We start from the raw sequence: 26904 nt of genomic DNA, 5'->3' as shown, positions 1-26904 counted from the left end.
GCGAGCTTGCCAGTCAGGCTCGCCGCCACACCTGCAGCAGGGACTTCGCATTGTTATCGTTTGAGCACGTCAGTCACCATTTTGGTGCCAGAACATTATTTCAGGATTTTAACCAGACCTTGCCAGAATCGCGCATCGTCCTGACGGGCGCTAATGGCATGGGTAAAACTACCTTGTTGTTAATTGCCGCCGGTGTCCTTGTGCCATCGGCGGGAACGGTTTACTTTAATCAACAGCCGGTCACTGCCACAGCAATGCGCCACAAAATCGGTATCAGTGCTAATAAGGTGAGTTTACCGGGCTTTTTTACCGTTATGGAAATGCTTTCATTTCAGGCCAGGCAATTTAACTGCCCGGCTAATAACGAGTGGATAGAGCGCCTTGGACTAAGTCCGTTTCTTAACACTAAAGTGGACGATTTATCGCTGGGTAATAATAAAAAACTCAGTCTCATACTGGCATTGATGCACCAGCCCGAGCTATTGCTGCTTGATGAACCGACCAATGGGCTGGATGAGCAAACCCGGCAAGCATTGGATAATTTCTTAGCCAGTTACCCCGGACAGATTGTGATAGCCAGCCATGAGACCGGTGTGTTCGCAGACGCCACTCAGGTTCGTCATCTGCACCTGGATGCCAGCGGAGTTCATGCGCGGTGACCTACTGGCAGTTTCGCCGCCGTTTATACCAGCACGCGTTAAAACAATGGCTGGATAGTCTTACCCAGGTAGGAACGGGTATTGTTGCTTTGTTTCCTATGGCGATGTACGCCTTATTGCTTTTGCCCTTACTGGCATTGGGCGTGCTCGGCGATAAAGACGCTGCCGGGCAAAGTTATTTTTTCACCCTGTGGGGATATCTTTTGCTTTGCTATTGCTGGATAAGCATGCAAAAAGAAGCGCTCACCGGCGCCGATTACAACCTGTATGACAGCTCCTTACCTGTATCGCCGGGACAACGCGCAGTTACCAACCTGGGTTTGCTGTTATACGCCGCCAATGTGTTTATCGCAGCGCCTTTAGTTGTGTTGCTGGTAATGGTGGTGAGTCATGCCGTTGAGCTGGTAACTACGCCGATAGCTGAGGTAGTAACGCAGCTATTTCCACTCACCGCTTTACTGCTACTGGCGTTTTACTATTGCCGTAGTGCGCTGGGAACGCAAAGGCCGTGGTTGAGTTTGTTTCTGCTGCCCTTGGTTGTTATGCCGTGGTTGGCTTCTCTTGCTACTCCGGCAATGTGTTTAATAGTGGTTCCTGTGGCTATTCTGATTGAGCGGTGGATAAAACTGCCCTCATGGCCGCTTACGTTTTTACCGGATGATTTATGGCGATTATTCCTCCAACAGGATCTCTCTACGGGCAGACCAACAATATTGCGGGGTGTGGTGATCCTGCTGCTACTTATTTTAGGTGCGATATTCGTACAGCACATTAGTCCGGACGCCAGGGGCGCGGCGAGTGCTTTTTTTGCAGTGGTACTGGGCATAATATCGGCGACAAAATTGTTGGAGCTGCAATCGATGAGGCAACGACTTGAACTTTACCTGGCTACACTGCCGGTTAGTTCCAGCTCGATTACCTTTCAGTCATTAGGCTATTGCTTATTTTTCTCACTGCCGTTTATTGTGCTAATGCTGTTATTTTCACTCTTTGACTTGTCGCATTGGTGCCTGTTTCTTCTTATTTATGTGGCAACACAAGCCGGTATTTTACTGCGCCCAAATTATTATCTGGCCTTTCCTTTGGTTGCAGGCATTCTTGTGTTGGTGATATTTCTGCTGGTTTAGCCCTCGGTATCGGCAAAGGCGCTCTGTATAGAATCAAACTTAAAGGTAAACCCAGCACCCTGTAATTTTTGCGGAATCACCCGTTGGCCGGTGAGCAACATATCCGCCGCTTCACCCATTATGAGCTTCAGGGCAAATCCGGGCATGGGCATGATGGCAGGACGACCAAGCGCATTACCAAAGGCTTTAACAAACTCATGGTTAGTTACGGGCTGTGGCGCGGTTAAATTAAACGGGCCTGCGCATTCGGGGTGAGTGAGTAAAAACTCAATAGCATTCACCATATCATCCAGATGGATCCACGACATATATTGTTCGCCACTGCCGATTGGGCCTCCGAGCCCCAGCTTAAAAGGTAAGCGCATTTTCGCCAGTGCGCCGCCCTCAGCGGCTAACACTACACCCGTACGCAGCAGGCAAACACGGCAGGTTTGCTGTACCGTTTCGGCAATCTTCTCCCAGCGTTCACATACCTCATGGGTAAACTCATTATGGGGCTCGGTGTTTTCTTCTGTTACCACTTTGTCACCCTGACGGCCATAATAACCAATCGCAGAGCCGGAAATAAAAGTATGCGGGGGCGTGCTTGATGCATTGATTTTGCTTACCAGTGCCGTGGTAAGCTGCCAGCGACTCTGACAAATCTGGTACTTTTGCTGGCTGGTCCAGCGTTTGTCGGCAATGGGTTCACCGGCGAGGTTAATAATCACGTCGAATTCGTTAAAATTGTCCAGCGCATCCAGGTTGTCGATAAGAGTAATGTTGCCTGTATCAGGGAGCTGCTGACGAGCTTTGCTGGTCGAGCGGGTTAGCACGGTAAACTGATGTTGGTTGCCCAGACGGCAGATTAACTGCTTACCGATAAGTCCCGTGCCGCCGGTGATTAATATTTGCATTACATGCTCCGTTACATAAATTGCCCGGGTGTGTTTCCCGTGGGACTACCTAATTCTGGCCAAATCTGATAGCGTGGCTTTTTTGCCAGCTAAACCAGTATTTTATGTCAGCCCAATCGCCTACCGCTAAAGCTCTGCTTATTTTTGCCAGCCTGATCATTATTCTGGCCGGCATTAAAGCCGCCAGTACTATCATGGTGCCGTTCTTTCTTTCCGGCTTTATCGCCATTGCCTGTGGGCCGCTGATCTTGTGGATGTCTAAATACCGTATTCCACGCTGGCTCTCCATTACTCTGGTTATACTGTTAATAGTGGTTTTTGGTTTTATGCTGGCCGGGCTGGTGGGGCAATCACTCACTGAATTTCGCGAAAATATGCCGCAATACCGCGAGAAGCTGTCGGGGGAGTTTACCTGGGTGGTCAATCAGCTGGCACGATTCAATATTCACGTGGATAAAGATCTGATTATATCCTACCTGGATCCGGGGATGGCCATGTCGATGGTCACTAACTTCTTAAGCGGCATGGGCGGGGTATTGTCTAACCTGTTTCTAATCCTGCTTACCGTGATATTCATGCTGTTTGAAGCCGAGAGTATGCCACGGCGATTGCATATCGCGTTATCCGATCCGCAAATGAAAATGCACCACATCGACCGCTTTATTCAATCGGTTAACAGCTATCTGGCGATTAAAACGGTGGTGAGTCTGGCAACCGGGTTACTGGCCGGCACCTGGCTGTATATTTTGGGCGTTGATCACTTTTTACTGTGGGGCGTATTGGCGTCCCTGTTTAATTACATCCCTAACATCGGTTCTATTATTGCCGCGATTCCGGCCATTCTAATGGCGCTGGTACAATACGGTGGTGGCGAGGCAGGCCTTGTTGCCCTTGGCTTTGTGGTAATAAACACGGTAATGGGTAACGTGGTGGAACCACGTTTTATGGGCCGTGGACTTGGCTTGTCCACGCTGGTGGTGTTCCTGTCGTTGATTTTCTGGGGTTGGTTACTGGGCAGCGTAGGCATGCTGCTATCGGTACCGCTAACCATGATCGTAAAAATTGCGCTGGAATCCCGCGAAGAAAGCCGCTGGCTGGCGATACTGCTATCCAGCGACGGCGAAGTTGTGCTGGAAGAAAAGGAAAAGCCGGCTGCTGAGTGAGCAATCAGGCGCTACATGGATGATAATCGCACAGTAGCATGCTGCGCAAAAAACGAGGGAGAAGGTAATATGTATCAATCCTCAGATAATGTTTTCCGATTAACTGCCAGGCATGGCAAATTTTCAAGTGCTACCAGGTTTGCGCTCATTGCACTTTCAACACTGTTATTGGTTGCTTGCGGTGACACCAACGATGAACAGCCTGTTCAAGTGCCCAACCGAGAGCCAGTTGCCACCGACGACAATTTTGACGTTGCCGCAGGCGCGAACTTTGTCGTCAGTGTACTGGAGAATGACTCTGACCCTGACCATGACACGTTATCTATAGCCTCATCCACACAACCAGAGCATGGTGTTTTAAGTCTCGAAAACAACGAGTTGCGTTATAAGCCAGCGTTAACCTACAAAGGTAGCGATGAATTCAGTTACACCGTGACTGATGGTGAGTATAAAGCAACGGCCAGAGTAATCATTAGTGTCACATTTAATGAGCTCGACCCGACCCCACATAGAGCGATAACAGGTCGTCTTGGTTAACCGGCCTTCGCACAAAACCATGTGTATGTGCCACAAGGTAACGTTATTTCGGTGTGGGATTTTTCCACGCCAACCGACCCAGTTGAATTAGTTAATACCGCTGGCACGCCTGCCAAAGGTATCATCCAGTCTGTCGCTGCGGTGGGCGATTACCTGTATGCAATAGTATTGGGCGATGACCAGGGGCAACTCGCGATTTACGCACGTGATGCCTCCCAATTAACTTTGCAAAGTGAGATTAGCTATGCGCCCAACGAGCAATATTCCATACCCACTGGATTGATACAAATTACCAGCCAATTCGCTTACTTATTTGATAACGAGCACGGTATTTTCTTACTTGATGTCAGTACCCCGGATTCTCCGGTTGTAGTACAGAATATAGCGCTGAGCCTGATAGCTGACAGTACACAATTATATGGAACAACTCTGGTTTTAAAAGGCAGAAACGCCTTTGACGAGACTGCGGTTACCTACCTGGACGTTAGTGATCCGTTTAATCCAGTAGTCCTGCATAGGGCCAGAGAAATGGCGTATATTGCGGGCGGTGAAGATAAACTGGTAATTTCAAACGCTGGTACCCTGCGGCTCTATGATATGTCCTCGCCGGCTGAACCTGAGCTGCTGTCGAGCTACACCCTAACAGATGGATATTCCAGAGCTATTAACCTGACTGGTAATTTACTCTACGCGCGTACAGAATACACAATGGAGATCTACACAGTTGAAGACGATTTTAACTTTGTCAAATCCATCGACCTTACAATGATTGATAGCATACGCCAGGAACTGATAACCCCTTTTGGCAATCTGTTTTTTACACACGCCGACAAAGGGTATTTGTTCACAGGATCATCGCCAGCCTCACAAACGCTAAGCGCAGAATTTGCCATCAGCTCCGGGCACAATGTTCAAAATATTGCGTTTACTGATTCTGCAGCGGTGGCGGTGCAGGGCAATTTTGGCTTAACTACCCATGACCCACAAACACTGGCTCAACGTGGTCGGTTAGATTTGAAATTATCCAATGAAAATCATGTGGAGTTTGAAAGTATCGCCGTTGACAACAATGTCGCTTATTTGGCCATTTGGGGCAGCGGGCTTGTTAGTGTTGATGTGTCGGACCCGGGTAATCCCATTCAACTTGGGGATCTGGACTTGCCTTATGTGTCCAGCGTCGCGATTGACAGTGAGGCTAAGATTGCCTTGCTTGGCCAATTCAGCGATGGAGGAATGTTGTACGTGGTTGACATTGCTGATCCCTCCGGTCCCATACTTCTTAGCCAATATGATTCGGCGGAGGTAAGCGATATAGTGTTTCAGGATGGTCACTTTTTTGTTGCTACCAATTCAGAGCTGAGTGTTGTAGATGTAATGCCATCATCGCTAACGCAAATTGGTGTCTACGATACCGGAGAGCCAATTCATCGCTTCAGTGTCTATAACGGTCTGGCTGCTATCAATTATCTATACGAACTTCACATTGTAGATGTATCAAAACCCAGCGACCCACAACTTCAAGGCATTTACACCACGGATCATTATTCGCCCTATGGGGCGACTGCGATGAAAGCTAATCGAGCTTTTATCAGTCACTCTTTTGGCGTAGAAGAAATTAGTGTCGCCGACCCAACCAATCCACGGCTTATTAAAATCATCCCTGCGCTGAACAGTGAAAAGCGGCTCGTGGTTTCGCCTGACGGTGCGCTGTACTCGTTAGGCCTGACCAATGCGGTGTATCGGGATAAAGAATCAAATTAAAGGTGAAGGCTCAGTCTGCAACAATAGGTTGTAAAGGTGCATGTGTAACTGCATGTACCTCATAGAGTTAAATTGTTAATCAGAGAATGGGGAACACAGGATCCCGCAGCAACCGGCCGGCAGACAGAAAGGCATTAACACAGAATTTATTTACGATCTGGAAGTGTCACGGATTGGCGCAAATGTATTATTTGCCTGTTGGGATGCCTTAGCCATGGCAGAGTAGGTTCAGGCAGCAGTTAAATCGGGCAGGGAAGAGGCAGGAAAACTAAGACCAGTTTCTTCAGCCCTATGCTTTTAGCAAAGCAGCTGCGGTAAAGTATTTTAAATTGAAAAAGGACGTTAGTTTATGTGCAACCGAATACCACTCGGCGCATTGTTAAGTGTGTTGTTTTATTGGGTCATACCGCAGCCGGTAAGTGCTGAAGAAATCAATCCCTCGCTGAGCTCCCTCGACGCCGACATGGCGGTACTGCTTGAAGAACGCCATATCCCATCTCTCTCTTACGCCATCATTCAACCCGGTAAACCGGTACATATAAAGTCCATTGGATTAGCCGACAAAGTCAGCAATACGCCGGTAAAGCAGGATTCTCAGTATCGCATAGCTTCAATCAGCAAGCTGTTTGTAGCTATTGCGGCAATGCAGCTTATTGAGCAGGGCCGTATTGACCCTGAAGCAAAGGTACGAGATGTATTGCCCGATTTTATCTTCGATAACCCCTGGGAAGACAGTCATCCGCTGCTGGTAAAACATCTGCTGGAAAGTACTACGGGCTGGGATGATTTGTCGCTGATGGAGTTTACCTATGATAATCGCCCGCCAATGCCACTGGATGAGGCGCTGAATCTGCATCCGGACAGCCATATCTCCCGCTGGCCACCGGGAACCCGCCACGCTTATTCCAATAGTGCCGCCGCTGTTGCCGCGTTGCTGGTGGAGAAGACCTCGGGTACGCCATTTAAGGAATACGTGAAGGCCCGGATCTGGCAGCCACTGGGTATGGATAAAACCACTTTTGAAAAACCGGACGAACTGCGCAAGGTAACCGGCTACAGCAGCGGTCGCGCGATACCTCATCAGCACCAGCTAATCTATCCTGCTGGTGGTGCATCTTCCAGTATTGATGATTTAGCTACTTTACTGGCGTTGTATATCAAGCGTGGCGCACCGCTGCTGACCAGTGGCAGTGTGGCGCGGATGGAGCGCTCTCAAACCACCAATGCCGGCGACTTCGCCGGTGGTTACGGTGTCTATAACTTTGCAATTACCTACGACAACTGGCGCTTTCGTGGCCACGACGGCTCGATAACCGGCTGGGCATCCGAACTGGCTTACCTGCCGCAAACCGGGGCCGGGTTTGTGATTTTGCAGAACAGTGATGATCAGCGAGCCTTCTACCAGGCTTCCCGGAAACTGGCGGATTTCATCACTGCCAGCTACCCGCTACCTGACGTGGATAAACAGCCTGTGCCTGAGGAATGGCAGGCCAGAACCGGCTTCTATCGCCCCATCAATCTACGCATCGAAAAGCAGGCTTTCCTTGAGCGCATGGCCACGCCACTGAAAATTGATATCACCAACGATGGTGTGCACCTATACAGCGTAGCAACACCTGGCTTTAACCGGGAAGCGGTCTATGTTGGCGATAATATCTGGGTAAACGACAAAGGCGCAGTGGTGATGACCATCGGGACAGATCCGGAGGCCGGAGAGGTCATTCACTACGGCAACATGGTGCTACTTAAAACCTCTGCATTTGATGTATTTGCTGATAAAGCGGTGTTGCTGTTGTGGGTTCTGAGTTTATTGATTTCTCTGGTATATACACCGATCTGGCTGATTAACCGGGCAAGAGGCAAAATCACTACAGAGGCTGGCACTAAGCTGCGTAAGTGGATGTCACTCTCCATGCTATCGGCAGCTATTTTTATTGTGCTGCTGGCAGTTGGACTGGCTAACCCATTCGAGTATCTTTCCGCCCCAGGGCTGGTATCGCTGGGGATCATGGTAATGTCGGTGGTGTTTGCAGTGATCACCTTGTATGCCTGTGTTGTCCGGCTGAAATACCGGGGTTCTGAGACTTCCCGCTGGCTCAGAGGCTTCGTGGGGGGCTATCTGATCCTGCAGCTCCTAGTAGTGGTTTATCTGTTTTTCCACGGTGTTATCGGAATGCTGACCTGGACCTAATCGCCAGCCTTTAATAACTGAATCCCACTGCACGCTTTCCCGTGCTGGTGGGAGCATCCACTAGTACTATCGCTATTGCGCTACTGATTGCAGAAGCCTTAGATACAAGCAAAGATATTGGCTCTTGCCAGCGCGGTTTTTTAGTAAACAGACGAATTTTTCAGCAACGGCATTGTCGCGCAGGATGACAAAGAAAATACCTCCGCAGAGTAAGTAATCAGGCTGTACTTACCGACTAGGGCTGTTATGAGCGACTAGCGATCATCTGTAGCGAACTATTTTTTAAGGCTAATCGCCATGAGCAAACATTCAGCTGTAGGTCTGACTTCCGCTCAAGTGATTATTAATCAAAGCGACTCTACTTGCATATTTGAATAAGGAAGGAAAAGCCGATAGGGTTAAGTTGTTCACTCTTTGGGCAGATGGATATGTTTAGGGTATTTCGAAAAATCAGATTACGGTTAATTGATGAGCGTAAACTTATTAATTATTTCTATTATGCAATTGGCGAAATTATCTTAGTAGTGGCCGGGATTCTCATCGCATTATCCGTAAACAGTTATTATAAAGCCGTACAGGATAAGAAATACGAAATTCTGATGCTAGGCGAGCTTGAGTCATCAATTGATAAAACGCTTGAAGCATTGAATAAAGGCTATTATCCAAGAGTCAAATTGAATGAAGACGCATACGGTTTTTTTTATCAGGTGATTAGTACTCAACGCCAAGCCAGTGAAGAAGAGGCTCTAACTCATCTGTTTAATCTCACTGTGCATTTTCTTTTTCACTATGACAATGGTGCTTATGAAGCGCTTAAATCAAATGGATTAGATAAAATTGAAAATCCAGTTGTACGAAGAGAAATCATAAGCTTGTTCGTTGGCGCTTTACCCCGTATAGCGTTCTTCACCCATGAACATAACGCAGAACTTAAGAACTTGTCTTCAGAGATATATCACAAACACGTAAAATATAATGTACCTGACAATGGAGAACCAAATCAGGATAACTGGTTAACAGGCAGCATCAATCTAACCGAGATGCTTGCAGATAGGCAATTTATGCTACTTATGCGTAAGGTTAAAGAAGTCACTTATGACAAACGTCATCGTCTTGACTCAATCAAAGTGACCCTCGAAAGGAATAAGGCGCTTTTAGAAGCTGAAATTGCGCGGTTAAAGCAATAATAAACTGTACTAGCTCAAACGAGAGTGTAACTGTGTCCGCTCCTGACCAACCCCAAAATCAGCGCGGGCCGGGGAAGGTGAGTTTTATGCTTGCTCCGCCGAGGACCGAGCGGTTAATGGTGAGTTTGCCTTCATAGGCGGTTAGCAAATCCGTGACCACTGCCATGCCTATACCTTGCCCGTCGGTGTAGGCGTCCAGTCGCTGGCCGCGATTAAGTAATCGTTCTACCTGTTCGGCCGGAATGCCCGGGCCGTCGTCATCAACGTGCAATTCGGTTTGTCGGGGTAATTGTTTAATTGTTACGGTTACCTTGCTTTGGGCCGCCTTACAAGCGTTATCCATCAGGTTACCGAGTATTTCCATTAAGTCTGTTTTGTCGCCAAAAAACAGGCCGTCATCGCCCTGTACGGCCAGCGTTAGGTGTTTATCCCGGTATACTTTGTTTAAAGCGTTGGTAAGTTGTTTAACTACTGGCATTACCGGTTCACCCTGCGTCCAGCTTGAAGCACCTGCAGCGGCGCGTTTAAGTTGCCGTTTTATCAGGGCATCTATTTGTTGCAGCGGTTCTTTTGCGCTCTCTGGTAAGGATTGCGTGCCCAGTGCGACGGCGAGGGGCGTTTTTAAACTGTGTGCCAAATCGCCCAGGCTGTTTTTATAACGCTCCCGTTGCTCTGCTTCACCAGCCAGTAACTGATTTATACTTTGTTTGAGTGGGGTAAATTCTGGTGGGTAGTCTTCATTCAGGTGGGTCTGATGGCCACCACTGGCTTGCTGGATTTCGCTTATCAGCAAGCGTACCGGCTTGAGCAGGGTGTTCATACCAATAATAAGCACTACTAAAAGTCCGCCTCCTAACGCCCCCAGGTATTGCCATACCGACCACAAAAAGGCATCCCGTTCCTGCAGGAAGTCGCGTCGGTCATTGAATACGTAAAAACTCACCGGCACGTATTGTTCACCGTTATCAAACTCAGCAGTGTAGGTGTAGCCAAAGTACTGGTTGTTAATATTATCCAGCGTGAGTTGCGTGACAAAGTTTTCATCGCCGGTTGCCGGGGCAGCAGGTAAGTTATCAAACACGGTGTAAACGCTGGAGGCGGATTGCCACACGATTTCGCTGCCCAAGGTAATAGCGCCCAGATAACCGGAGTCAGGGAGGTTAAGTTGCTCGTCGTAGAGCATTTCGGGCATAAGAATGTCGCCGTCTTCAAACTCGAATACGGAGATCATCGCCAGGTTCATGAGTTTAAGTTCGCTGTATTTTGCCTGTTGCAGGCTGGTGGTGTAGGCCTTCGACAAGGTAAACACCGTTACCGGCAAAAACAGGCCCAGCGCCAGTATGGCGATAAATAAACTTCGTAAGCGTAATGACAGGTTAGGCATTAACGCTAACTGCCACTGGCATCCTGAGCCAGTTCACGGCTGATTCGGTAGCCTCTGCCACGCAGGGTTTCTATGGGTTTTAATGTTCCGTCGGGATCAAGCTTGCGGCGCAGGCGACCAACAAACACCTCGATGACGTTGCTGTCGAGGTCAAAATCCTGATCGTAAATATGTTCGGTAAGCTCGGTTTTAGAAATCACCTTTTGCGGATGCAGCATCAGGTATTCCATCACCTTATATTCGTAAGCGGTAAGATCCAGCGAACGCGCATTCACACGAATTTCCTTGGCTTGCATATCCAGCACTACAGGGCCAAATTCAATGGTCGAACTGGCTTGTCCTGATGCCCGGCGGATCAGCGCTTTTACCCGAGCGAGTAATTCTTCGTTATGAAAAGGTTTGGTGAGGTAATCATCGGCACCGGCGTCGAGGCCTTCCACTTTTTCCTGCCAGCGATCCCGGGCGGTTAAAATTAATACTGGTGTGGTGATATTCAGACTGCGTGCCTGACGAATCACATCAAAGCCATCCAGCTTTGGCAGGCCAATGTCAATAATGGCCAGATCGTAACTGACCTCCTGCAGCTGAAACAGGGCTTTTTCGCCATCGTCAGCTAAATCTACACTGTATCCCTGTTGTTGAAACAGGCTGTCTAACTGCATCAGCAGACGGCTATCGTCTTCTGCGACCAATACTCTCACTAATTTCCATCCTTGCGTTTACTGGGTTGGACCTTGCCGGAGCGTTTATCAACGTCAAGTGTGACTACCCGTCCAGACTTTTTAAGCACTTTTACCCGGTAAGAGCTTGGCTTCCTGTCAACCTTCAACACGCGGCCTTCAGTGTGGCGCTTAGCCTGCTGAACCGCTTGTGATGAATTTTTAACAGGTTGCTGTTTATCCTGCTGTGCCTGTACTTCGATTGAAGTTAAAGCCAGCATGATAAGCACAACACCGGTAACAATGCTTTTGAACATGTCACTCCACTTGTCGGGCAACGCCCAATTACTCGTTATTATTGGCAGGATAACCTGATCAGGCTGAACAATGTCTGAATCACTCTTGTTGGCTAATCCATAGCATTAAAACAGTGGTTCATTCAGGCTGATTTATACCAGCATAGTAACACTGGAGGGAAGGAGCGCAAAGCTTATCGCTTTGCGCTAATGAACTGGCCGTTAAGGCAGTACTTTTTTGTAGGGTTTTACCAGTACGTCCTGATAAACGCCGGCATCGATGTAAGGGTCAGCGTCTGCCCAGGCCTGGGCGTCGTCGAGGCTGTTAAACTCGGCAACCACTAACGAACCTGTAAAACCGGCACTGCCAGGATCTTCACTGTCGATAGCCGGGAAGGGGCCGGCAATTAATAATCGACCTTCATCTTTCAGGGCATTTAAACGAGCCAGATGCGCTGGACGAGCGGCCATGCGCTGTTCCAGCGTGCCGGGTTTATCGGTAGCACAAATCATGTAATACATGGTTATTTTCCTGTTGCCGCTTTCATTTCAGACACAAAAGTACCCAGTGCATTCAGCATAGCGGGTACATCATCCAGATGGCTGGCAATAATGTTTACGGTTGCAGAACCCGAAATCGCGCCAGCTGCACCACTTTCAATGGCATGTTTTACCTGCGCCGGATTAGAGATACCAAAGCCGAGTAATGGCGGCGCGGCATTCACGCTGGTGAGGCGTTCAATCAGCGACGCTGCAGGCATGGTTGCGGCGGTTTCTGCACCGGTAACACCGGCGCGGCCGAGCAGATAAGTGTAGCCTGAAGACAGTTCACCAATCGCTTTAAACGTAGCGTCGGTAGCGTTGGGTGGTGCAATCAGAATTTGCTTAATACCGTGACTGTTGGCGGTATCAATGAAGCGTTTGGCTTCTCGGATAGGCACATCGGCAATCAGGATTGAGTCTACGCCAGCGTCTTCTGCCTGGGCGTAAAAAGTATCCATCCCTTTAGCCAGCACCAGATTTGAGTACAGCAGCAGACCTACCGGAATCTCCGGGTATTTGGCGCGGATTCGGCTAAGCAGTTCAAAGCAGGCCGTAGGGGTTACGCCTGAACCCAGAGCGCGGATGCTGGCTTTCTGGATAGTCGGGCCATCGGCCACCGGATCGGAAAACGGGATACCCAGTTCCAGCGCATCAGCGCCGCTTTCAATTAGCTGAGTAATGATTTTCTCGGATGTTTCGATATCCGGATCGCCAATCATAACAAAGGGGACAAAGGCACCGGCATTCTGCTCGTCCAGACGAGCAAACATCTCTGCATATCTATCCATTAACCTGATCTCCCAGAATATTTATAACATGCCCAAGGTCTTTATCACCGCGACCTGACAGGTTTACTACAATAATGGTTTCTTCTTCGGCTTCATCAGCCATATTCAGGGCATACGCCAGGGCATGAGAAGACTCCAGTGCTGGAATAATCCCTTCTTTGCGTGCCAGTAACTGGAAGGCATTGAGCGCCTCGTCATCGGTAACCGATACATATTCAGCGCGGCCAATATCCGATAAGTAAGCATGCTGTGGGCCCACGGCCGGGTAATCAAGACCAGCTGAAACCGAGTAGCTCTCTTCAATCTGACCATCCGGGTCCTGCATGATGTAAGTGTAAGCACCGTGCAGGATACCTTTGGTACCTTTACCGATGGCGGCACCGTGGTCTTTGGTGTGAACGCCCTTACCGGCAGGCTCAACACCAACCAGACGTACGGATGGTTCATCAATAAAGTCAGCAAACATGCCGATGGCATTGGAACCACCACCCACACAAGCCACTACGGCATCCGGCAGGCGGCCTTCTTTTTCCATGATTTGTGCACGGGTTTCTTCACCAATCATGCGGTGATATTCACGCACGATGGTAGGGAACGGGTGAGGGCCCGCCGCCGTACCCAGCAAGTAATGCGCTTTATCATAATTAGCCGACCAGTCACGCAGGGCTTCGTTAACGGCATCTTTTAAGGTGCCTGAGCCAGAATCTACCGGAATGACTTCTGCACCCATCAGGCGCATTCTGAATACGTTAGGAGCCTGACGCTCTACGTCTTTCGCGCCCATGTAAATTCGCGCTTTTAAGCCTAACAGAGCACAGGCTAATGCCGTGGCTACACCGTGCTGGCCAGCACCGGTTTCGGCGATGACTTCGGTTTTACCCATACGCTTGGTCAACAGCGCCTGGCCGAGTACCTGGTTGGTTTTATGCGCACCACCGTGGAGTAAATCTTCACGTTTAAGGTAAAGTTTTACTTTAGGGTTAGAAACCAGATTACGGGTTAGCGTCATCGCGGTTGGTCGACCGGCGTAATCTTTTAATAACGACATAAACTCAGCGTTGAATTCCGGGTCGTCTTTGGCTTCCAAAAACGCCTGTTCAAGCTGGTCCAGGGCAGGAATAAGTAACTCGGGCACATACATGCCACCGTAATCCCCAAATTTCGTGTCTAACTGATTCATTGGTTGTCCTGTTTTCTTGATTTGCCGCTTAATACTGACGGCAAATTTTAAAGAGTTGGCTGATTTGCTCTGGTGATTTGTCGCCCGGTGCGTTTTCTACGCCTGAGTTTACATCAACAATGGCAACACCGGTCGCCTGGGCATCAGCCACATTTTGCGGGTTAATTCCGCCGGCAATAATGAGTTTTTCGAGTTCCAGCTCGTTGTGGATCAACGACCAGTCAAATTGTTGGCCGGTACCACCGGTTTGTTTACCTACCTGACAGTCGAGTAACACTTTATCCAGCGTGTCATCGTCCAGCAGTGCATGGGTTAAATAGGGGATTTCGCCGGCCACACCAACCGCCTGCCAGATTTCACAACCGGCCGGTAAATTAGCGCGTAAATGCTGGCGGTACATAGTGTCTTCGTCACCGTGTAATTGTACGGCTTTAAAGTTTAGCTCGTTGGCAATGTGCAGCACCATTTCCAGTGGCTGATTTACAAACACGCCAACGTAGTTACCGGGAACGGTAGTGACGATTTCGCGAGCCTGCTCCGGGGTAACACAGCGCTTGGAGTGGGTCGCAAAAATCAGCCCACAATAGCTTGCGCCAGCGGCAAAGGCATGCGCTACCTGTTCTGGCTTGGTCATGCCACAGACTTTTACCGTGCCATACACCAGCTGTTTTACCGCGCCGGGTAAATCCTGTTGCGCCATTAAGGCGCTGCCTACCAGAAATCCCTGACACAGCGGTGCTAAGCGTAACACGTCCTGATGGGTATAGATGCCCGATTCGCTGATCACCACAAAGTCGTGGGTGGCGCTTTCAAGCAATGGCACCAGTTTTTCGGTCGTAGCCAAATCGGTAGACAGGTCGCGCAGATTGCGGTTATTAATGCCGATAATCTTAGCTTTTAACGCGATAGCGCGATGCATTTCTTCTTCGTTGCTGACTTCGGTAAGAATATCCAGGCCAAGCGAGTCAGCCAGTGTGGCTAACTGCTGGTAGGTCTCATCGTCCAGTACCGAAAGCATCAGTAAGATCGCATCGGCATTGTAATAACGCGCCATATATACCTGGTATTCACTTACGAAGAAGTCTTTGTTCAGCACCGGCTGGCTTACCCGCTCGGTAACGTAGGCCAGATACTCAAAGCTGCCCTGAAAATACTTTTCATCGGTGAGAACCGAAATACCTGCTGCAAAAGGCGTATATGCCGCCAGGATTTCATCCAAATCAAAGTGCTCGCGAATGAGCCCTTTCGACGGTGAGGCTTTTTTACACTCCAGAATATAACCGGCTTCAGGGGCGCTGAGCGCGTCGAACAAACTTTTGGTAGAAGGGGTTAACCCTTGTTTTATTTGCTCAAGAGGCGTTTCGGCCATGCGTGCTGCGATTTCGACACGTTTGTCTTCAACAATTTTCTCGAGTACGTTGCTCATGCATTTTCTTCCAGTTGACTGTGTTCAGCGACTTGTCTGATTAATTTAATCGGCGCGGCATTAGCCATGGCTTCCAGCGCTTGCTCAGCGCCGTCCTTAAACGTGCTGGCGGCACCGGCCACTTTGAGTAATGCGCCAGCATTCATGGCGATAGCTTCGCGATGTGCCTGCTCGCCCTGACCGCTCAATGCTGCCTCAATAAGCTGGCGGTTTTCCTGTGGCTCGCCTCCGGCGATAGCACTTATAGGGGCAGGATTTAAACCAAAATCTTCCGCCGTTACGGTGTAATGGCTGGTGCTGCCATGGTCAATTTCCACGACTTGCGTGGGGCCATGTAAAGACAGCTCATCAAGACCATCACCATAGACAATCAGCGCCTTACGCTGACCCATGAGTGTGAGGGTTTGGGCATAAATATCTAATAATTCCGGTGTATACACGCCATATACGCCGAATGTGGGGCCTGCCGGGTTAGCCAGCGGGCCGAGAATATTAAACAGGGTGCGGGTTTTCATTTCGGCCCGTACCGGTGCTGCAAAGCGCATTCCTGCGTGATAAACCGGGGCGAATAAGAAACAGAAGTTATCCTGATCAAGACATTTCCGCGCCACGTCGGGGGTAATGTCGAGCTTTATTCCACACTCACGAAAAAAATCAGCCGAACCAGACTTGCTCGAAACGCTGCGGTTACCGTGTTTGGCAACCTTGATACCGCAACTGGCGGCAACCAGTGCTGCTGCACTGGAAATGTTAATCGTGTGATGGCCATCGCCGCCGGTGCCCACAATATCACCAAACTCATAGTCAGGCGTAGGGAAAGGGCGGGCGTTCGAAACCATGGCACTGGCTGCGCCAGCGATTTCATTAGGCGATTCGCCGTTGATTTTCAGGGCAGTTAATAAGGTCGCCAGCTTAACTTCAGAGAGCTCGCCGTGCATGACCTGATTGAACACTGAAAATGATTCGGCCTGGGTCAGGTGCTGACCGGCGAAAAGTGTTTCGATTACCTTGCTGTAGTCCGCCATGCGTTAAACCTCTTTGGTCAGGTAATGAATACTTTGTAGCAGCAGGCGGCTGCCTTCTGCTGTCAGAATGGACTCCGGATGGAACTGGAATCCAAGCATTTTGTCCTCGGCCTGATACACCGCCATTACAGTAGTGCCGACTTTGGCTAATGGCGTAAGCCCTTCGGGCAACGTTAATGCCATCAGTGAGTGATAACGGGCTACCGGCATTGGCTGCGGCATACCGGCAAACATCGCTTCACCGGTATGGGTGATTGCCGATGATTTACCGTGCATCACGTCTTCAGCCCGGCCAACGGTACCACCATAATGGGCAACGATAGCCTGGTGACCCAGGCAAATACCCAGAACCGGAAAGTGCCCCTGAACCATTTTTAACAGTTCAGGCATGCAGCCAGCTTCATGGGGGGCGCCAGGACCCGGGGATAATAGCAATAAAACCGGTCCGCTTTTAGCCTGCTGTTGCATTTTTTCAAATAACATTTCGGCTTTAACATTATTGCGGTACACCACAATGTTCAGATCCATAGTGCGCAGCTCATCTACCAGGTTATAGGTAAAGGAGTCGACGTTATCTAACAGGAATACGGTGATCGGCTGGCTCATTATGCGTCTCCTTGTACCAATGAAGATTTAACGGCGTTAATAACCGCCTGCGCTTTGCCCCGGGTTTCGTTAGCTTCGGCCTGTGGGTCAGAATCATAAACGACACCCGCACCAGCCTGAATGTAGGCGCGGCCGTTTTTAACAAATGCCGAGCGAATAACAATACAGGTGTCCATATCGCCGTCATTGTTGAGGTAACCCACTGCACCGCCGTAACTGCCGCGGCGCTGTTTTTCCACCTTGCGAATCAGGGTGGCAGCGCTCACTTTAGGAGCTCCGCTTAAAGTACCCATATTCATACAGGCCTGATAAGCATGCAGGGCATCCAGGTCATGGCGTAACTGGCCGATCACGCGGGATACCAGGTGCATCACGTGGGAATAGCGGTCTACTTTGAGTAAATCTTTTACGTAGCGGGTACCCGGCTCAGATACCTTGGCCACATCATTACGCGCCAGATCGACCAGCATCAGGTGCTCGGCTTTTTCTTTCTGATCTTCGCGTAAGTCCAGCTCAATGCGGCTGTCCATATCGTGGTCTATTTCGCCGTTAGGGCGTTTACCGCGTGGACGGGTACCAGCAATCGGGTATATTTCTACCACGTTGGTTTCTGCGGTGTACTTGATGGCCGATTCAGGCGATGCGCCAAAAATCGTAAATTCTGCGTCCTGCATGTAAAACATGTAGGGGCTGGGGTTTTGTACTTTCAGGGCAGCGTAGGCAGTGAGTGGAGCGGGGCAGGGCAGTGAGAAGGTTCTGGAGGGGACAACCTGGAAAATGTCGCCGGCCAGAATATGCTCCTTTAAGGTCAGTACATCGTTACAGTATTCTTCATCTGATTTATCGACCTTAAGCTCTGTGGATTCGTTAATGGCTACCGGAGAAAGGTCAAGCGGTGCCAGATCCTGCAGTTCTGAGCACAGTGCTTCAAGCCGCTGGGCAATGGCAAAATAGCTGGTGGCTACTTCACTGCCGCTGAACACACTGCCCAGCAGGCGGGCCTGTCGGGTTTGATGATCGAAGGTGATCAGCGTTTCGGCCAGATAGAACACATAGTCTGCACAGTCGTTGCCCCCTTCACCTACTTCCGGCAGTTCTTCAAAGGTGGCCAGTAAGTCATAGGCAAACACGCCACCTAAAAATACCGCATGCTGATGATCCCGTAATGGGGTGATTTGCTTGATCACCATACGTAAAACATCAAAAACGCTGGTGGATTTTAACCGGGAGTCTTCGTCAAGATTGGCGGTATCCGCGTGGCAGGATAAGCTGATTTCATCCTCATTGATGGTGTTGCAGTGCAGGTCGGCAGGGCAGTGTTCACTGAACAGAGGTAACAGCCCCTTACCATTAGCGCTCAGAGCTTTAATGGTGACTTGCTGGCCCCGGCATTCAAAGCGTAATGCGCCATCAACCATCAGTAAGCTTTGCAGATTGTCCTTACTGTCGATCTCTGCCGATTCCAGCAGTAATGCATGGGGCTTTTCGCCGCACAACTGAGCAAACGCAGCCAAAGGATCGTTGACGTAGGTTGCTGTTCTTTCAATGGTTTCCACTTTTCCCGGGACCATGCCTAATTCGGCCAAACTCATCTTTTTTCTCCGGTTAAAAATTAAAAAAAAGGCCCGTAACATTACGGGCCTTTTTTGTTTGTTCTGCGCACTAACGCTCACACCGCCCGTTATCGAAGGGAGTGCCACCACCAGATAGTTGCCGTTACGGCGCGTTGTTGTGGTTGTTTAAGCATTAGTTCTCTGTCTCGTTGTTTTATTTGATAACTTCGATAGGCATCGAAGCATTCAATCCGTATACTGTGCTATAGAAGAAAACAAAAACCTATTTGTGTCAACCATAAATTTGAAATTACATGAAAATTGACCTGCACAGTCATACGACTTTTTCCGACGGGCGACTAACGCCAACAGAGCTGATACAGCGAGCCCAGACCATGCAGGTAAATGTACTGGCCATTACCGATCACGATACCACCAATGGTCTGGCTGATGCCCACGCGGCGGCCAGCAAATATTACCCGGCGTTAAAGCTGGTGGATGGGGTGGAGATTTCCACGAGCTGGCACAGTTTTGAAATACATGTGGTGGGTTTGGGTATCGATACTCAGCACCCGGTGTTGCAAGCATTCTTAGCAGAACAGCAGCAAAAGCGTGAAGAACGAGCAGCGAAAATCGCCGAAAAGCTCACTAAATGCGGCTTTGAAGGCACGCTGGAAAGGGCGCGTCGTTATGCCGGTGTTGGTCAGATCACCCGCGCCCATTTTGCCCGGGTGCTGGTGGATAATTTTGGTGTAGGCACTTTAGAAAAAGCATTTAAGCTTTATTTAGGTAAAGGTAAGCGCGCAGCGGTAAAAGCCCAGTGGCCAGAGATAGCCCGTGCTGTAGAGGTAATTCAGGCCGCAGGCGGCCGCGCAGTACTTGCCCATCCTATTCATTACGACATGACGACCAAATGGTTACGCCGTCTGATCAACGAGTTCAGCGAAGCGGGCGGCGATGCCGTTGAAGCGGTCTTTCCCGGTATGAGTACCGATAAACAAGCCTTATTGCAGTCCATTGTGGCCGAGCATCAGTTGCTGGCATCGGCAGGTTCGGATTTTCATTTTCCCGGACGGTGGACAGAACTGGGTCGTTGTCAGTTAAAGTCAGAGACATTACGCCCGGTTTGGCATGACTGGAATTTAACTGTGAGTTAATCCTCACTTAAGGACACTGTTATGAGTCAGTTTTTTTACGTTCACCCCGATAACCCTCAGTCCCGCTTGATTAAGCAGGCGGCTGAGTTAATCCGCCAGGGCGAAGTGGTGGTCTACCCAACCGATTCAGGCTATGCCATCGGCTGTCAGATGGAAGATAAAAAAGCCCTGGATCAGCTTTGTCGCATCCGCCAAATCGGCAATGAGCACAACTTCTCGTTAATGTGCCGCGACATGTCTGAGCTGTCGGTTTATGCCAAGGTGGATAACGTGGCGTTTCGGATGTTGAAAAACAACACGCCGGGTCCGTACACGTTTATTTTAAAAGCCACGCGGGAAGTGCCTAAGCGCTTACAAAACCCAAAGCGTAAAACCATCGGTATCCGTGTGCCTGACAACGTGATTGCGCTGGCACTGTTGGAAGAGCTTAACGAGCCGTTAATGTCTACCTCGCTTATTCTGCCGGGGCAGTCGCTGGCGGAGTCCGATCCGGATGAAATTCGTGACAAGCTGGAAAAGCAGGTAGGCCTGATAATCCACGGTGGCTATCTGGGCGAGCAGCCTACTACGGTTATTGATTTAAGCGAAGATGAACCCGTGGTAGTGCGTGAAGGCAGTGGCGATACTGCGCCTTTCCTGTAGCCACCGGTTTTTATAAACTGCACAGAATGAGCACTGCATGAGTAACAGCGACGAAAACCAGTCCACGCTCTCCACGCCGGTACAGCAACCGCTGCCGCTAGCGTTTGTAAATGGCGAAGCGGTGATTGAAAAGCCGGAGGATTTATATATTCCGCCAGAGGCGCTGGAAGTTATTCTGGAGTCGTTCGAAGGGCCGTTGGATTTATTGCTGTATCTTATCCGTAAGCAAAAGTTTGATATCACCACCATGCCTGTAGCGGAAATTACCCGCCAGTACATGGAATACGTCGGTGTAATGCAAACCCTAAAGCTGGAACTGGCCGCTGAATATCTGCTGATGGCAGCCATTCTTGCCGAGATTAAATCCCGTTTGTTGTTACCTAGTCGCAGTGATGATGAAGACGATGAAGAAGATCCTCGTGCTGCACTGATAAGACGCTTACAGGAATATGAGCTTATTAAGCAAGCCGCGGAAGACCTCGACTTGCAGCCGCGAATGGAGCGGGATTTATACAAGGTGAATGTTGACCCCTCGGCAGAGGTAAAACCTGTCATCATTCAGCCCGACGTGTCGTTACAGGAACTGGTTATCGCCTTTTCTGCCGCCATGCAGCGTGCGGCGGCTTTTGAACATCATCACATTGCCCCTGAAGCGCTGAGTACCCGTGAGCGGATGAGTAAAATTTTGCAAATGCTTACCCGGGAGGAATTTACCCCAATGGAAGCATTGTTTACTGCCGAAGAAGGGCGGGCCGGCGCTGTAGTGACCTTCCTGGCGATCCTGGAACTGGTAAAAGGGCAAACTATCAGACTGGTGCAGGCTGGTCCCTTTGCTCGAATTCATGTGAAACTGGGTAGTTTTGAAGACCATGAAGAAAATTAACGCTGAACAGCTTAAACAACTGATTGAAGCCACGATCTTTGTGTCGGATCAACCGGTATCCGTGGATAAATTAAAAAATACCGTACTGGCTGATTTCACCGTCAGTGATAAAGCGATACAATCAGCCCTGAAAGCATTAACACTCGATTACGCGCCCCGCGGTATCCAGCTGGTTGAAGTAGCCAGTGGCTATCGTTTTCAGTCGCTGGATAGTCTTAGCCCCTGGCTAAGTCGTCTGTGGCAGGAAACCAGTCCAAAATACTCGCGGGCAATGCTGGAAACCCTGGCCCTGATTGCTTATCGTCAACCCATAACCCGGGGGGAGATAGAGCAGGTGCGTGGTGTAGCGGTCAGCAGCAATATTATCAAGACGCTGACAGAACGAGAGTGGATTAAAGTGGTAGGCCATAAAGAAGTACCCGGACGGCCAGCCCTGTATGCCACGACCAAACAATTTTTAGATTATTTTTCGCTGAAGTCACTCAGTGACTTACCTAATGCCGATGACTTTATGGCTGCATTGGATGCCAGCCAGAACAGTACGCATGTTCTGCATACTGAAACCAGTCAGGAAGCGGCGGGTGATAGCGACAACCATAAAGAGTCAATACACTAATGACAGAGAAATTACAGAAGGTTCTCGCCAACCATGGCATGGGTTCACGCCGTGAAATGGAACGCTGGATTGAGCAAGGTCGGGTCTCGGTTAACGGAACCGTTGCCAAGTTGGGTGATCGTGTGGATGTCACTGCGCAAATCCGAGTCGATGGCCACATGGTATCCCGCACGACCGAAGCACCGGTTTGTCGGGTACTGATGTACAACAAGCCGGAAGGCGAGTTGTGTACCCGTATCGATCCTGAAGGGCGCAGTACCGTTTTCGATCGGTTACCGACTATCAGTCAGGGACGCTGGATTGCCGTAGGCCGTCTGGATATTAATACCAGTGGGTTACTGCTGTTTACTAACGATGGGGAATTGGCTAATCGCCTGATGCACCCGCGTTGTAAAGTAGAGCGTGAATACGCAGTCCGCATTTTTGGTGAAGTAACACCAAAAGCGTTGCAGCTATTGCGAAAAGGCGTGCAACTGGAAGATGGCCTTGCCCGCTTTACCACCATCAAGCCTCGTCAGTCTTCGGATGATGAGAGCATAAATAACTGGTTTAATGTTACCCTGGAAGAAGGCCGTAATCGTGAAGTTCGCCGCTTGTGGGAAACGCAGGATTGCCAGGTTAGTCGTCTGATCCGGGTTCGCTATGGACCGATTGAGTTGCAGAAACGGTTGCCTCAGGGCGCTTGGGTCGAGTTGCCGCTGAGTGATGTAAACGCATTACGGAATATGGTGCAGTTACCTGCGGAAAATGAAAGCATGGTGGATGAGCGTCAGACCAAACTGGATCACGCCCGTTTAAGCCGCATGCGTCGTTCGGTTAAAAAACACAAAATTCGTAAAGAACGCGTTCATCAGCGCCGTCAGTTTTAATCACTTCTTCGCAGCCTGCTAAGTCGGCAGGCTGCTTATTCATCTACCTTGCCAGAAATGCTTCAATGTCCTGCTGAATGGCTTCGGGCGTCACTTGTGGCCCATAGCGCTTAATGGCAGTGCGGTCCTTACTGATTAAGAACTTGGTGAAATTCCATTTTATTGCTTTGGTGCCAAAGAGACCGGGCGCTGCAGCTTTCAGGTATTTGTAGAGCGGGCTGGCGTCAGAGCCATTGACCTCAATTTTTTTCATTACCGGAAAAGTAATGTTGTAATTGATACCGCAAAATGACTGAATGCTGTTGTCATCCCCTGGTTCCTGCTGGCCAAACTGATTACAGGGGAAAGCCAGAATTTCCAGGCCCTTTTCCTTATATTTCTGATAGGTTGTTTCCAGACCTTCGTACTGGGGCGTAAACCCGCACTTACTGGCGGTGTTAACTATCAACAGTACTTTGTCGTGATAGTGCGCCATTTCCGTATTCTCACCCTGTGGCGTGGTAATGGCGATATTGTCAAAAGAGGGGCGTGTTATGGTCATTACATTGCGGTGCTCTGATAGCGGACTTTGCTCTGCATTGTCGCCGGAATATGCAGCACAACGTCCCGTTTTAAAATAATTTCACCGTCCAGTTGTACGCTTTCATCAATGGTTAACTCAGGGGTAGAGTGGCTATCATTGTTCTCTGGATCATCATATACGATATCACCCTTAATCAGGCTGTTACCGGTAATCATAATATCCCCGTTCGCTGTTTCTATACTGCCAGTGAGCTGAATGTCAGCCACCGATATATCGCCGTTTACACTAGTGAGGCTGCCGTCTACCCTGGCACCGGGGGCCAGGCTGATATCACCATTGACTGACTCCATGCCATCATGGGAAACCAGCATTTTCCCGGCCTCAATGTCACCATTCACTACTGTGACACCATCAATTTCGCAGAAGTCACCGATAGTAACGCTGCCATTAACTGTGGTTAATTCCTCGGCTGTTACATTGTCGCGCAGCGAGATATTGCCATTGACCGTGGTCAGATCGCCTGACTGACGATTTTCGCCAATATCAATACCGCCAAAGACTTTGGTCACGTCGCCATGGTAATCTGCGGAACTATGACCTCCTACGTTAATCACACAGCCAGACAGCGATGCGCTAACGATAAGGGCAGTCAATATCGCGCTAATAGGTTTTAGAGAACGGATTTCCATAGTTTTTCTTCAGAATGCTAAATATGGGTACACCATAACATGAGCATTTGTGTGTATCGTAAGACTAAATATTTGCAAAATATGTCAGGCTTAAAGCTTAGAACTGATGTTACGGGGCATTTATTTGCAAGAGTATTGCAGCAGAGCGGGTTGTCATTGCTTCTTAGACGGGCTATCCGGGAAGCAATGACGAAAAGACGTTGTTACTGTTCCAGAGGTGTATTGAAGTCTTCTGATAACTCAAAATCACTCTCGACGGTGTCGAGCTTATTATCCACAAAGTTGATAACCAGATTTTTTTCGAAATCCTCACCGCGCTTTTCCATACCGCGCTTCATTTCGTAGTAGTAATACCAGGTATCATTATCAAAAGCGTCTTTCAGGATAGGTCTGCCTAAAACAAACTCCACCTGCTCTTTAGTCATGCCGATGCGAAGCTTTTTCACATCCTGCTCATCCAAAAAGTTTCCCTGTGGAATATCAATACGATAAATCCAGTTAGAACAGGCAGTTGACAAAAATGTAAGTGAAAGCACAACAATCAGGTAAGACAGCTTCATTAACAGAGAAATCCAATTTTTACAGTAAGTGTGGTTATTATTTTGTTTGCAAACTCTACCCTCAGTCTTAAAGGGCGCTTTGCAGACGCAATCAGTGCCGAGCATGCTAATCGCTCTGCACTGGCACGTCAACTTTGACCCACACTTTGCAATTTAGTTCGCTGTGGCATTATCAAGTAATTCTTTGGCATTCGCCAGTGCGTTAGGCGTTATTTTATCTCCCGCCAGCAACCTTGCCAGCTCGTCAATTCTTGCCTGTTCGGTAAGCGCCAGAATATGCGTTTGGGTCTCGTTACTTTCGGTGGTTTTGGTTACAAATAACTGGTTATGCGCCTGTGCCGCGACCTGTGGTAAGTGAGTTACACACATCACCTGATTTTCTTTGCCCAGGCGTCTTAGTAACTGTCCCACAATCGAGGCTGTCGGACCGCTGATGCCGGTGTCTACTTCATCAAAAATCATGGTAGGCGTCAGGCTGGTATCGCGGCTAATTACCTGTAAAGCTAAACCAATGCGTGACAGCTCACCGCCGGAGACCACTTTATCCAAACGATCCTGAGGCTGCCCCGGATTGGTTGAAACTTTCATGGAAACCGTATCCATGCCCATAGAAGTAGGTCGCGCCTGCTGGTTGTAGCTGACTTCTATTGTAAACTCCGCGTGTGGCATATTTAGCGTACGAATTTGCGTTTGCACCTGTTCGGCAAGTTTAACCGCAGCCAAAGAGCGACTCTTCGACAGTTTTTCGCTGGCAGTCAGGTAGTCGCCATGGGCTTGCTCCAGTTCTTCGCTCAGCGCTGTTAGTCTTTCTGTATCTGCACTCAGGCCTGCCAGCTCTGCGGCCAGTTGCTGATGATGCTGACAAAGCTCCTCAGGCATTACCTGGTGCTTTCTGGCAAATTCCATTGCCTGGGCATAGCGTTTTTCTACCTGCTGTAACCGCAGCGGGTCGATTTCCAACTGATCACAGTAGCTGCGTAGTTCGTGTGCTGACTCTTCTACCTGAATAGCAGCTTCATTCAGCATGGCTACAATTGGCGTCAGGGCTGGGTCATGTTCCTCTAAGCCGCTGAGTTTATCAATGCTGGTTTGAATGGCCGACAATGCATTAAATTCATCTGCTTCGTACAGGTGATAAAAGCTTTTCTGGGCTTCTTCAAGCAGTGTCTGACCGTTACTTAAACGCTTGTGCTCGGCTTCCAGCTCGGCAAACTCCCCTTCGGCCAGGGCAAAGTCATCCAGTTCGGTAACCTGATAGCTTAACAACTGTTCGCGGTCGGCGCGCTGCTGGGCGGCTTGTTCCAGTGTCACCAGCTCTTTGGCTAACGTTTGCCAAAGCTTGTAACTCTGCTCGATGTGTTTCAGTAAGCCGGCGTGTTCGGCGTAATCATCCAGCAGTTTTCTTTGCACATCGTCTTTAAGCAGCTGCAAATGCGTGTTTTGCCCATGTATGGCCAGTAAGAACTGCCCGAGCTGTTTAAGTTGTTGTAAGGCAACCGGTACACCGTTAATAAATGCCTTGGAGCGTCCTTCTTTAGAAATTAAACGGCGGATAAAACAGGTATTGGGATCGTCATCCAGGACCATTTCGTTTTCATCCAGCCAGTTCCGGGCAAGGGGAGCATCCAGTAACGAAAAATAGGCAATAATTTCTGCCTTATCGGCGCCTTTTCTCACGGCTGATGCATCGGCTCGCTCGCCCAGACACAAACTCAGCGCGTCAATGGCAATGGATTTACCCGCGCCGGTTTCACCTGTTACCGCCGTCATGCCGGCTTCAAAAGCAATATTAATTTCTTTTACTACAGCAAAATTTTTAACCGATAAATGGGATAACATGGGCGTCCTGTGAAAGCTATATAAACATACAGTATGTGTAAGGATATACAGTATTTTGGTTAAGTTAAATACGGTTTTATTTATTTATCTTGCTGGAATCTTTAATTGACTGATATGTATAGGAAAATAATATTTTAAGATGATG

27 protein-coding genes and 1 other annotated feature are annotated in these 26904 nt (G+C 49.2%); of the genes, 12 read left to right on the top strand and 15 right to left on the bottom strand.

Features of this window, described 5'->3' with window-relative positions:
- Positions 1–50: 50 nt before the first annotated feature.
- Together BFC17_RS10710 and BFC17_RS10705 are read left to right on the top strand one after the other, a co-directional pair.
- Positions 51–659, top strand: coding sequence for an ATP-binding cassette domain-containing protein (locus BFC17_RS10710; protein ID WP_070176473.1), 609 nt, complete (start codon positions 51–53; stop codon positions 657–659).
- Positions 656–1786: a DUF6136 family protein gene (locus BFC17_RS10705; RefSeq protein WP_070176472.1), complete on the top strand. Its 1131-nt coding sequence runs from the start codon at positions 656–658 to the stop codon at positions 1784–1786. Before BFC17_RS10710 ends, BFC17_RS10705 begins: the two co-directional genes overlap by 4 nt.
- Here BFC17_RS10705 and BFC17_RS10700 read toward each other — a convergent pair.
- Positions 1783–2682: a TIGR01777 family oxidoreductase gene (locus BFC17_RS10700; protein ID WP_070176471.1), complete on the bottom strand. Its 900-nt coding sequence runs from the start codon at positions 2680–2682 to the stop codon at positions 1783–1785. The two genes, BFC17_RS10705 and BFC17_RS10700, sit on opposite strands and share 4 nt — an antisense overlap.
- 104 nt (positions 2683–2786) lie before the next feature.
- Between BFC17_RS10700 and BFC17_RS10695 the strand changes: the two genes are divergently transcribed.
- From BFC17_RS10695 to BFC17_RS10675, 5 genes are all read left to right on the top strand, one after another.
- Positions 2787–3845: an AI-2E family transporter gene (locus BFC17_RS10695; RefSeq protein ID WP_070176470.1), complete on the top strand. Its 1059-nt coding sequence runs from the start codon at positions 2787–2789 to the stop codon at positions 3843–3845.
- A 15-nt stretch (positions 3846–3860) separates the two neighbouring features.
- Entirely contained in the window at positions 3861–4382 is a 522-nt protein-coding gene (locus tag BFC17_RS10690) for an Ig-like domain-containing protein (protein WP_070176469.1), read from the top strand.
- Between the two features lie 21 nt (positions 4383–4403).
- Entirely contained in the window at positions 4404–6143 is a 1740-nt protein-coding gene (locus BFC17_RS10685; RefSeq protein ID WP_070176468.1) for an LVIVD repeat-containing protein, read from the top strand.
- A 349-nt stretch (positions 6144–6492) separates the two neighbouring features.
- Positions 6493–8334 (top strand): serine hydrolase domain-containing protein, encoded by a 1842-nt coding sequence (locus BFC17_RS10680; protein WP_070176467.1) that lies wholly within the window; start codon positions 6493–6495, stop codon positions 8332–8334.
- A 428-nt stretch (positions 8335–8762) separates the two neighbouring features.
- On the top strand, positions 8763–9521 hold the full coding sequence (locus BFC17_RS10675; RefSeq protein WP_139142055.1) for a hypothetical protein: 759 nt from the start codon (positions 8763–8765) through the stop codon (positions 9519–9521).
- Between the two features lie 58 nt (positions 9522–9579).
- On the opposite strand, the gene BFC17_RS10670 is transcribed toward BFC17_RS10675, so the two are convergent.
- From BFC17_RS10670 to BFC17_RS10625, 10 genes are all read right to left on the bottom strand, one after another.
- Positions 9580–10905, bottom strand: a complete 1326-nt coding sequence (locus BFC17_RS10670; RefSeq protein ID WP_070176465.1) for an ATP-binding protein — start codon at positions 10903–10905, stop codon at positions 9580–9582.
- A gap of 5 nt (positions 10906–10910) precedes the next feature.
- Complete coding sequence (locus BFC17_RS10665; RefSeq protein WP_070176464.1) at positions 10911–11606, bottom strand: response regulator transcription factor; 696 nt, start codon at positions 11604–11606, stop codon at positions 10911–10913.
- Positions 11606–11881 carry a PepSY domain-containing protein gene (locus tag BFC17_RS10660; RefSeq protein WP_070176463.1) on the bottom strand — a complete coding sequence of 92 codons (276 nt, stop codon included), beginning with the start codon at positions 11879–11881 and terminating at the stop codon, positions 11606–11608. The genes BFC17_RS10665 and BFC17_RS10660 overlap by 1 nt, the downstream gene beginning before the upstream one ends.
- Before the next feature lie 201 nt (positions 11882–12082).
- The gene (locus BFC17_RS10655; RefSeq protein ID WP_070176462.1) at positions 12083–12382 is read right to left on the bottom strand and encodes a YciI family protein; all 300 of its coding nucleotides are present in this window, start codon (positions 12380–12382) and stop codon (positions 12083–12085) included.
- A 2-nt stretch (positions 12383–12384) separates the two neighbouring features.
- Positions 12385–13191, bottom strand: a complete 807-nt coding sequence (trpA, locus tag BFC17_RS10650) for a tryptophan synthase subunit alpha (protein WP_070176461.1) — start codon at positions 13189–13191, stop codon at positions 12385–12387.
- Complete coding sequence (trpB, locus tag BFC17_RS10645) at positions 13184–14371, bottom strand: tryptophan synthase subunit beta (protein ID WP_070176460.1); 1188 nt, start codon at positions 14369–14371, stop codon at positions 13184–13186. The genes trpA and trpB overlap by 8 nt, the downstream gene beginning before the upstream one ends.
- A 28-nt stretch (positions 14372–14399) precedes the next feature.
- Complete coding sequence (gene trpCF, locus BFC17_RS10640) at positions 14400–15797, bottom strand: bifunctional indole-3-glycerol-phosphate synthase TrpC/phosphoribosylanthranilate isomerase TrpF (protein WP_070176459.1); 1398 nt, start codon at positions 15795–15797, stop codon at positions 14400–14402.
- Positions 15794–16822, bottom strand: a complete 1029-nt coding sequence (gene trpD / locus BFC17_RS10635) for an anthranilate phosphoribosyltransferase (RefSeq protein ID WP_070176458.1) — start codon at positions 16820–16822, stop codon at positions 15794–15796. Before trpD ends, trpCF begins: the two co-directional genes overlap by 4 nt.
- 3 nt (positions 16823–16825) lie before the next feature.
- Positions 16826–17428: an aminodeoxychorismate/anthranilate synthase component II gene (locus BFC17_RS10630; protein WP_070176457.1), complete on the bottom strand. Its 603-nt coding sequence runs from the start codon at positions 17426–17428 to the stop codon at positions 16826–16828.
- Entirely contained in the window at positions 17428–19020 is a 1593-nt protein-coding gene (locus tag BFC17_RS10625) for an anthranilate synthase component 1 (protein ID WP_070176456.1), read from the bottom strand. The genes BFC17_RS10630 and BFC17_RS10625 overlap by 1 nt, the downstream gene beginning before the upstream one ends.
- A gap of 23 nt (positions 19021–19043) precedes the next feature.
- Positions 19044–19136: a sequence feature (Trp leader region), on the bottom strand.
- Between the two features lie 159 nt (positions 19137–19295).
- Here BFC17_RS10625 and BFC17_RS10620 point away from each other — a divergent pair.
- Genes BFC17_RS10620 through rluB form a run of 5 tightly spaced genes read left to right on the top strand, consistent with a single transcriptional unit; the run spans position 19296 to position 23148 of the window.
- Positions 19296–20138, top strand: coding sequence for a PHP domain-containing protein (locus BFC17_RS10620; protein ID WP_070176455.1), 843 nt, complete (start codon positions 19296–19298; stop codon positions 20136–20138).
- A gap of 21 nt (positions 20139–20159) precedes the next feature.
- Positions 20160–20780 carry an L-threonylcarbamoyladenylate synthase gene (locus tag BFC17_RS10615; RefSeq protein ID WP_070176454.1) on the top strand — a complete coding sequence of 207 codons (621 nt, stop codon included), beginning with the start codon at positions 20160–20162 and terminating at the stop codon, positions 20778–20780.
- A gap of 37 nt (positions 20781–20817) precedes the next feature.
- Entirely contained in the window at positions 20818–21663 is an 846-nt protein-coding gene (locus BFC17_RS10610; protein ID WP_070176453.1) for a segregation and condensation protein A, read from the top strand.
- Positions 21650–22279, top strand: a complete 630-nt coding sequence (gene scpB, locus BFC17_RS10605) for an SMC-Scp complex subunit ScpB (protein WP_070176452.1) — start codon at positions 21650–21652, stop codon at positions 22277–22279. The genes BFC17_RS10610 and scpB overlap by 14 nt, the downstream gene beginning before the upstream one ends.
- Positions 22279–23148 (top strand): 23S rRNA pseudouridine(2605) synthase RluB, encoded by an 870-nt coding sequence (rluB, locus tag BFC17_RS10600; protein ID WP_070176451.1) that lies wholly within the window; start codon positions 22279–22281, stop codon positions 23146–23148. The genes scpB and rluB overlap by 1 nt, the downstream gene beginning before the upstream one ends.
- A gap of 43 nt (positions 23149–23191) precedes the next feature.
- Here the strand turns inward: rluB and BFC17_RS10595 are convergent, their stop codons facing one another.
- The 4 genes from BFC17_RS10595 to recN all read right to left on the bottom strand — a co-directional run bounded on the left by BFC17_RS10595 (position 23192) and on the right by recN (position 26759).
- Positions 23192–23689 (bottom strand): glutathione peroxidase, encoded by a 498-nt coding sequence (locus BFC17_RS10595; protein WP_070176450.1) that lies wholly within the window; start codon positions 23687–23689, stop codon positions 23192–23194.
- Entirely contained in the window at positions 23689–24360 is a 672-nt protein-coding gene (locus BFC17_RS10590) for a DUF4097 family beta strand repeat-containing protein (protein WP_083271683.1), read from the bottom strand. Before BFC17_RS10590 ends, BFC17_RS10595 begins: the two co-directional genes overlap by 1 nt.
- 203 nt (positions 24361–24563) lie before the next feature.
- A complete protein-coding gene (locus BFC17_RS10585; protein WP_070176449.1) occupies positions 24564–24920 on the bottom strand; it encodes an outer membrane protein assembly factor BamE in 357 nt (118 codons plus the stop codon).
- Between the two features lie 153 nt (positions 24921–25073).
- Positions 25074–26759: a DNA repair protein RecN gene (recN, locus tag BFC17_RS10580; protein WP_070176448.1), complete on the bottom strand. Its 1686-nt coding sequence runs from the start codon at positions 26757–26759 to the stop codon at positions 25074–25076.
- Positions 26760–26904 lie beyond the last annotated feature (145 nt).

It is taken from the genome of Marisediminitalea lipolytica, from assembly GCF_001758465.1.
GTDB classification, from domain to species: domain Bacteria; phylum Pseudomonadota; class Gammaproteobacteria; order Enterobacterales; family Alteromonadaceae; genus Alteromonas; species Alteromonas lipolytica.
Note: the sequence above shows the minus strand (reverse complement) of the source record. Positions and strands in the feature narration are given on the sequence as shown.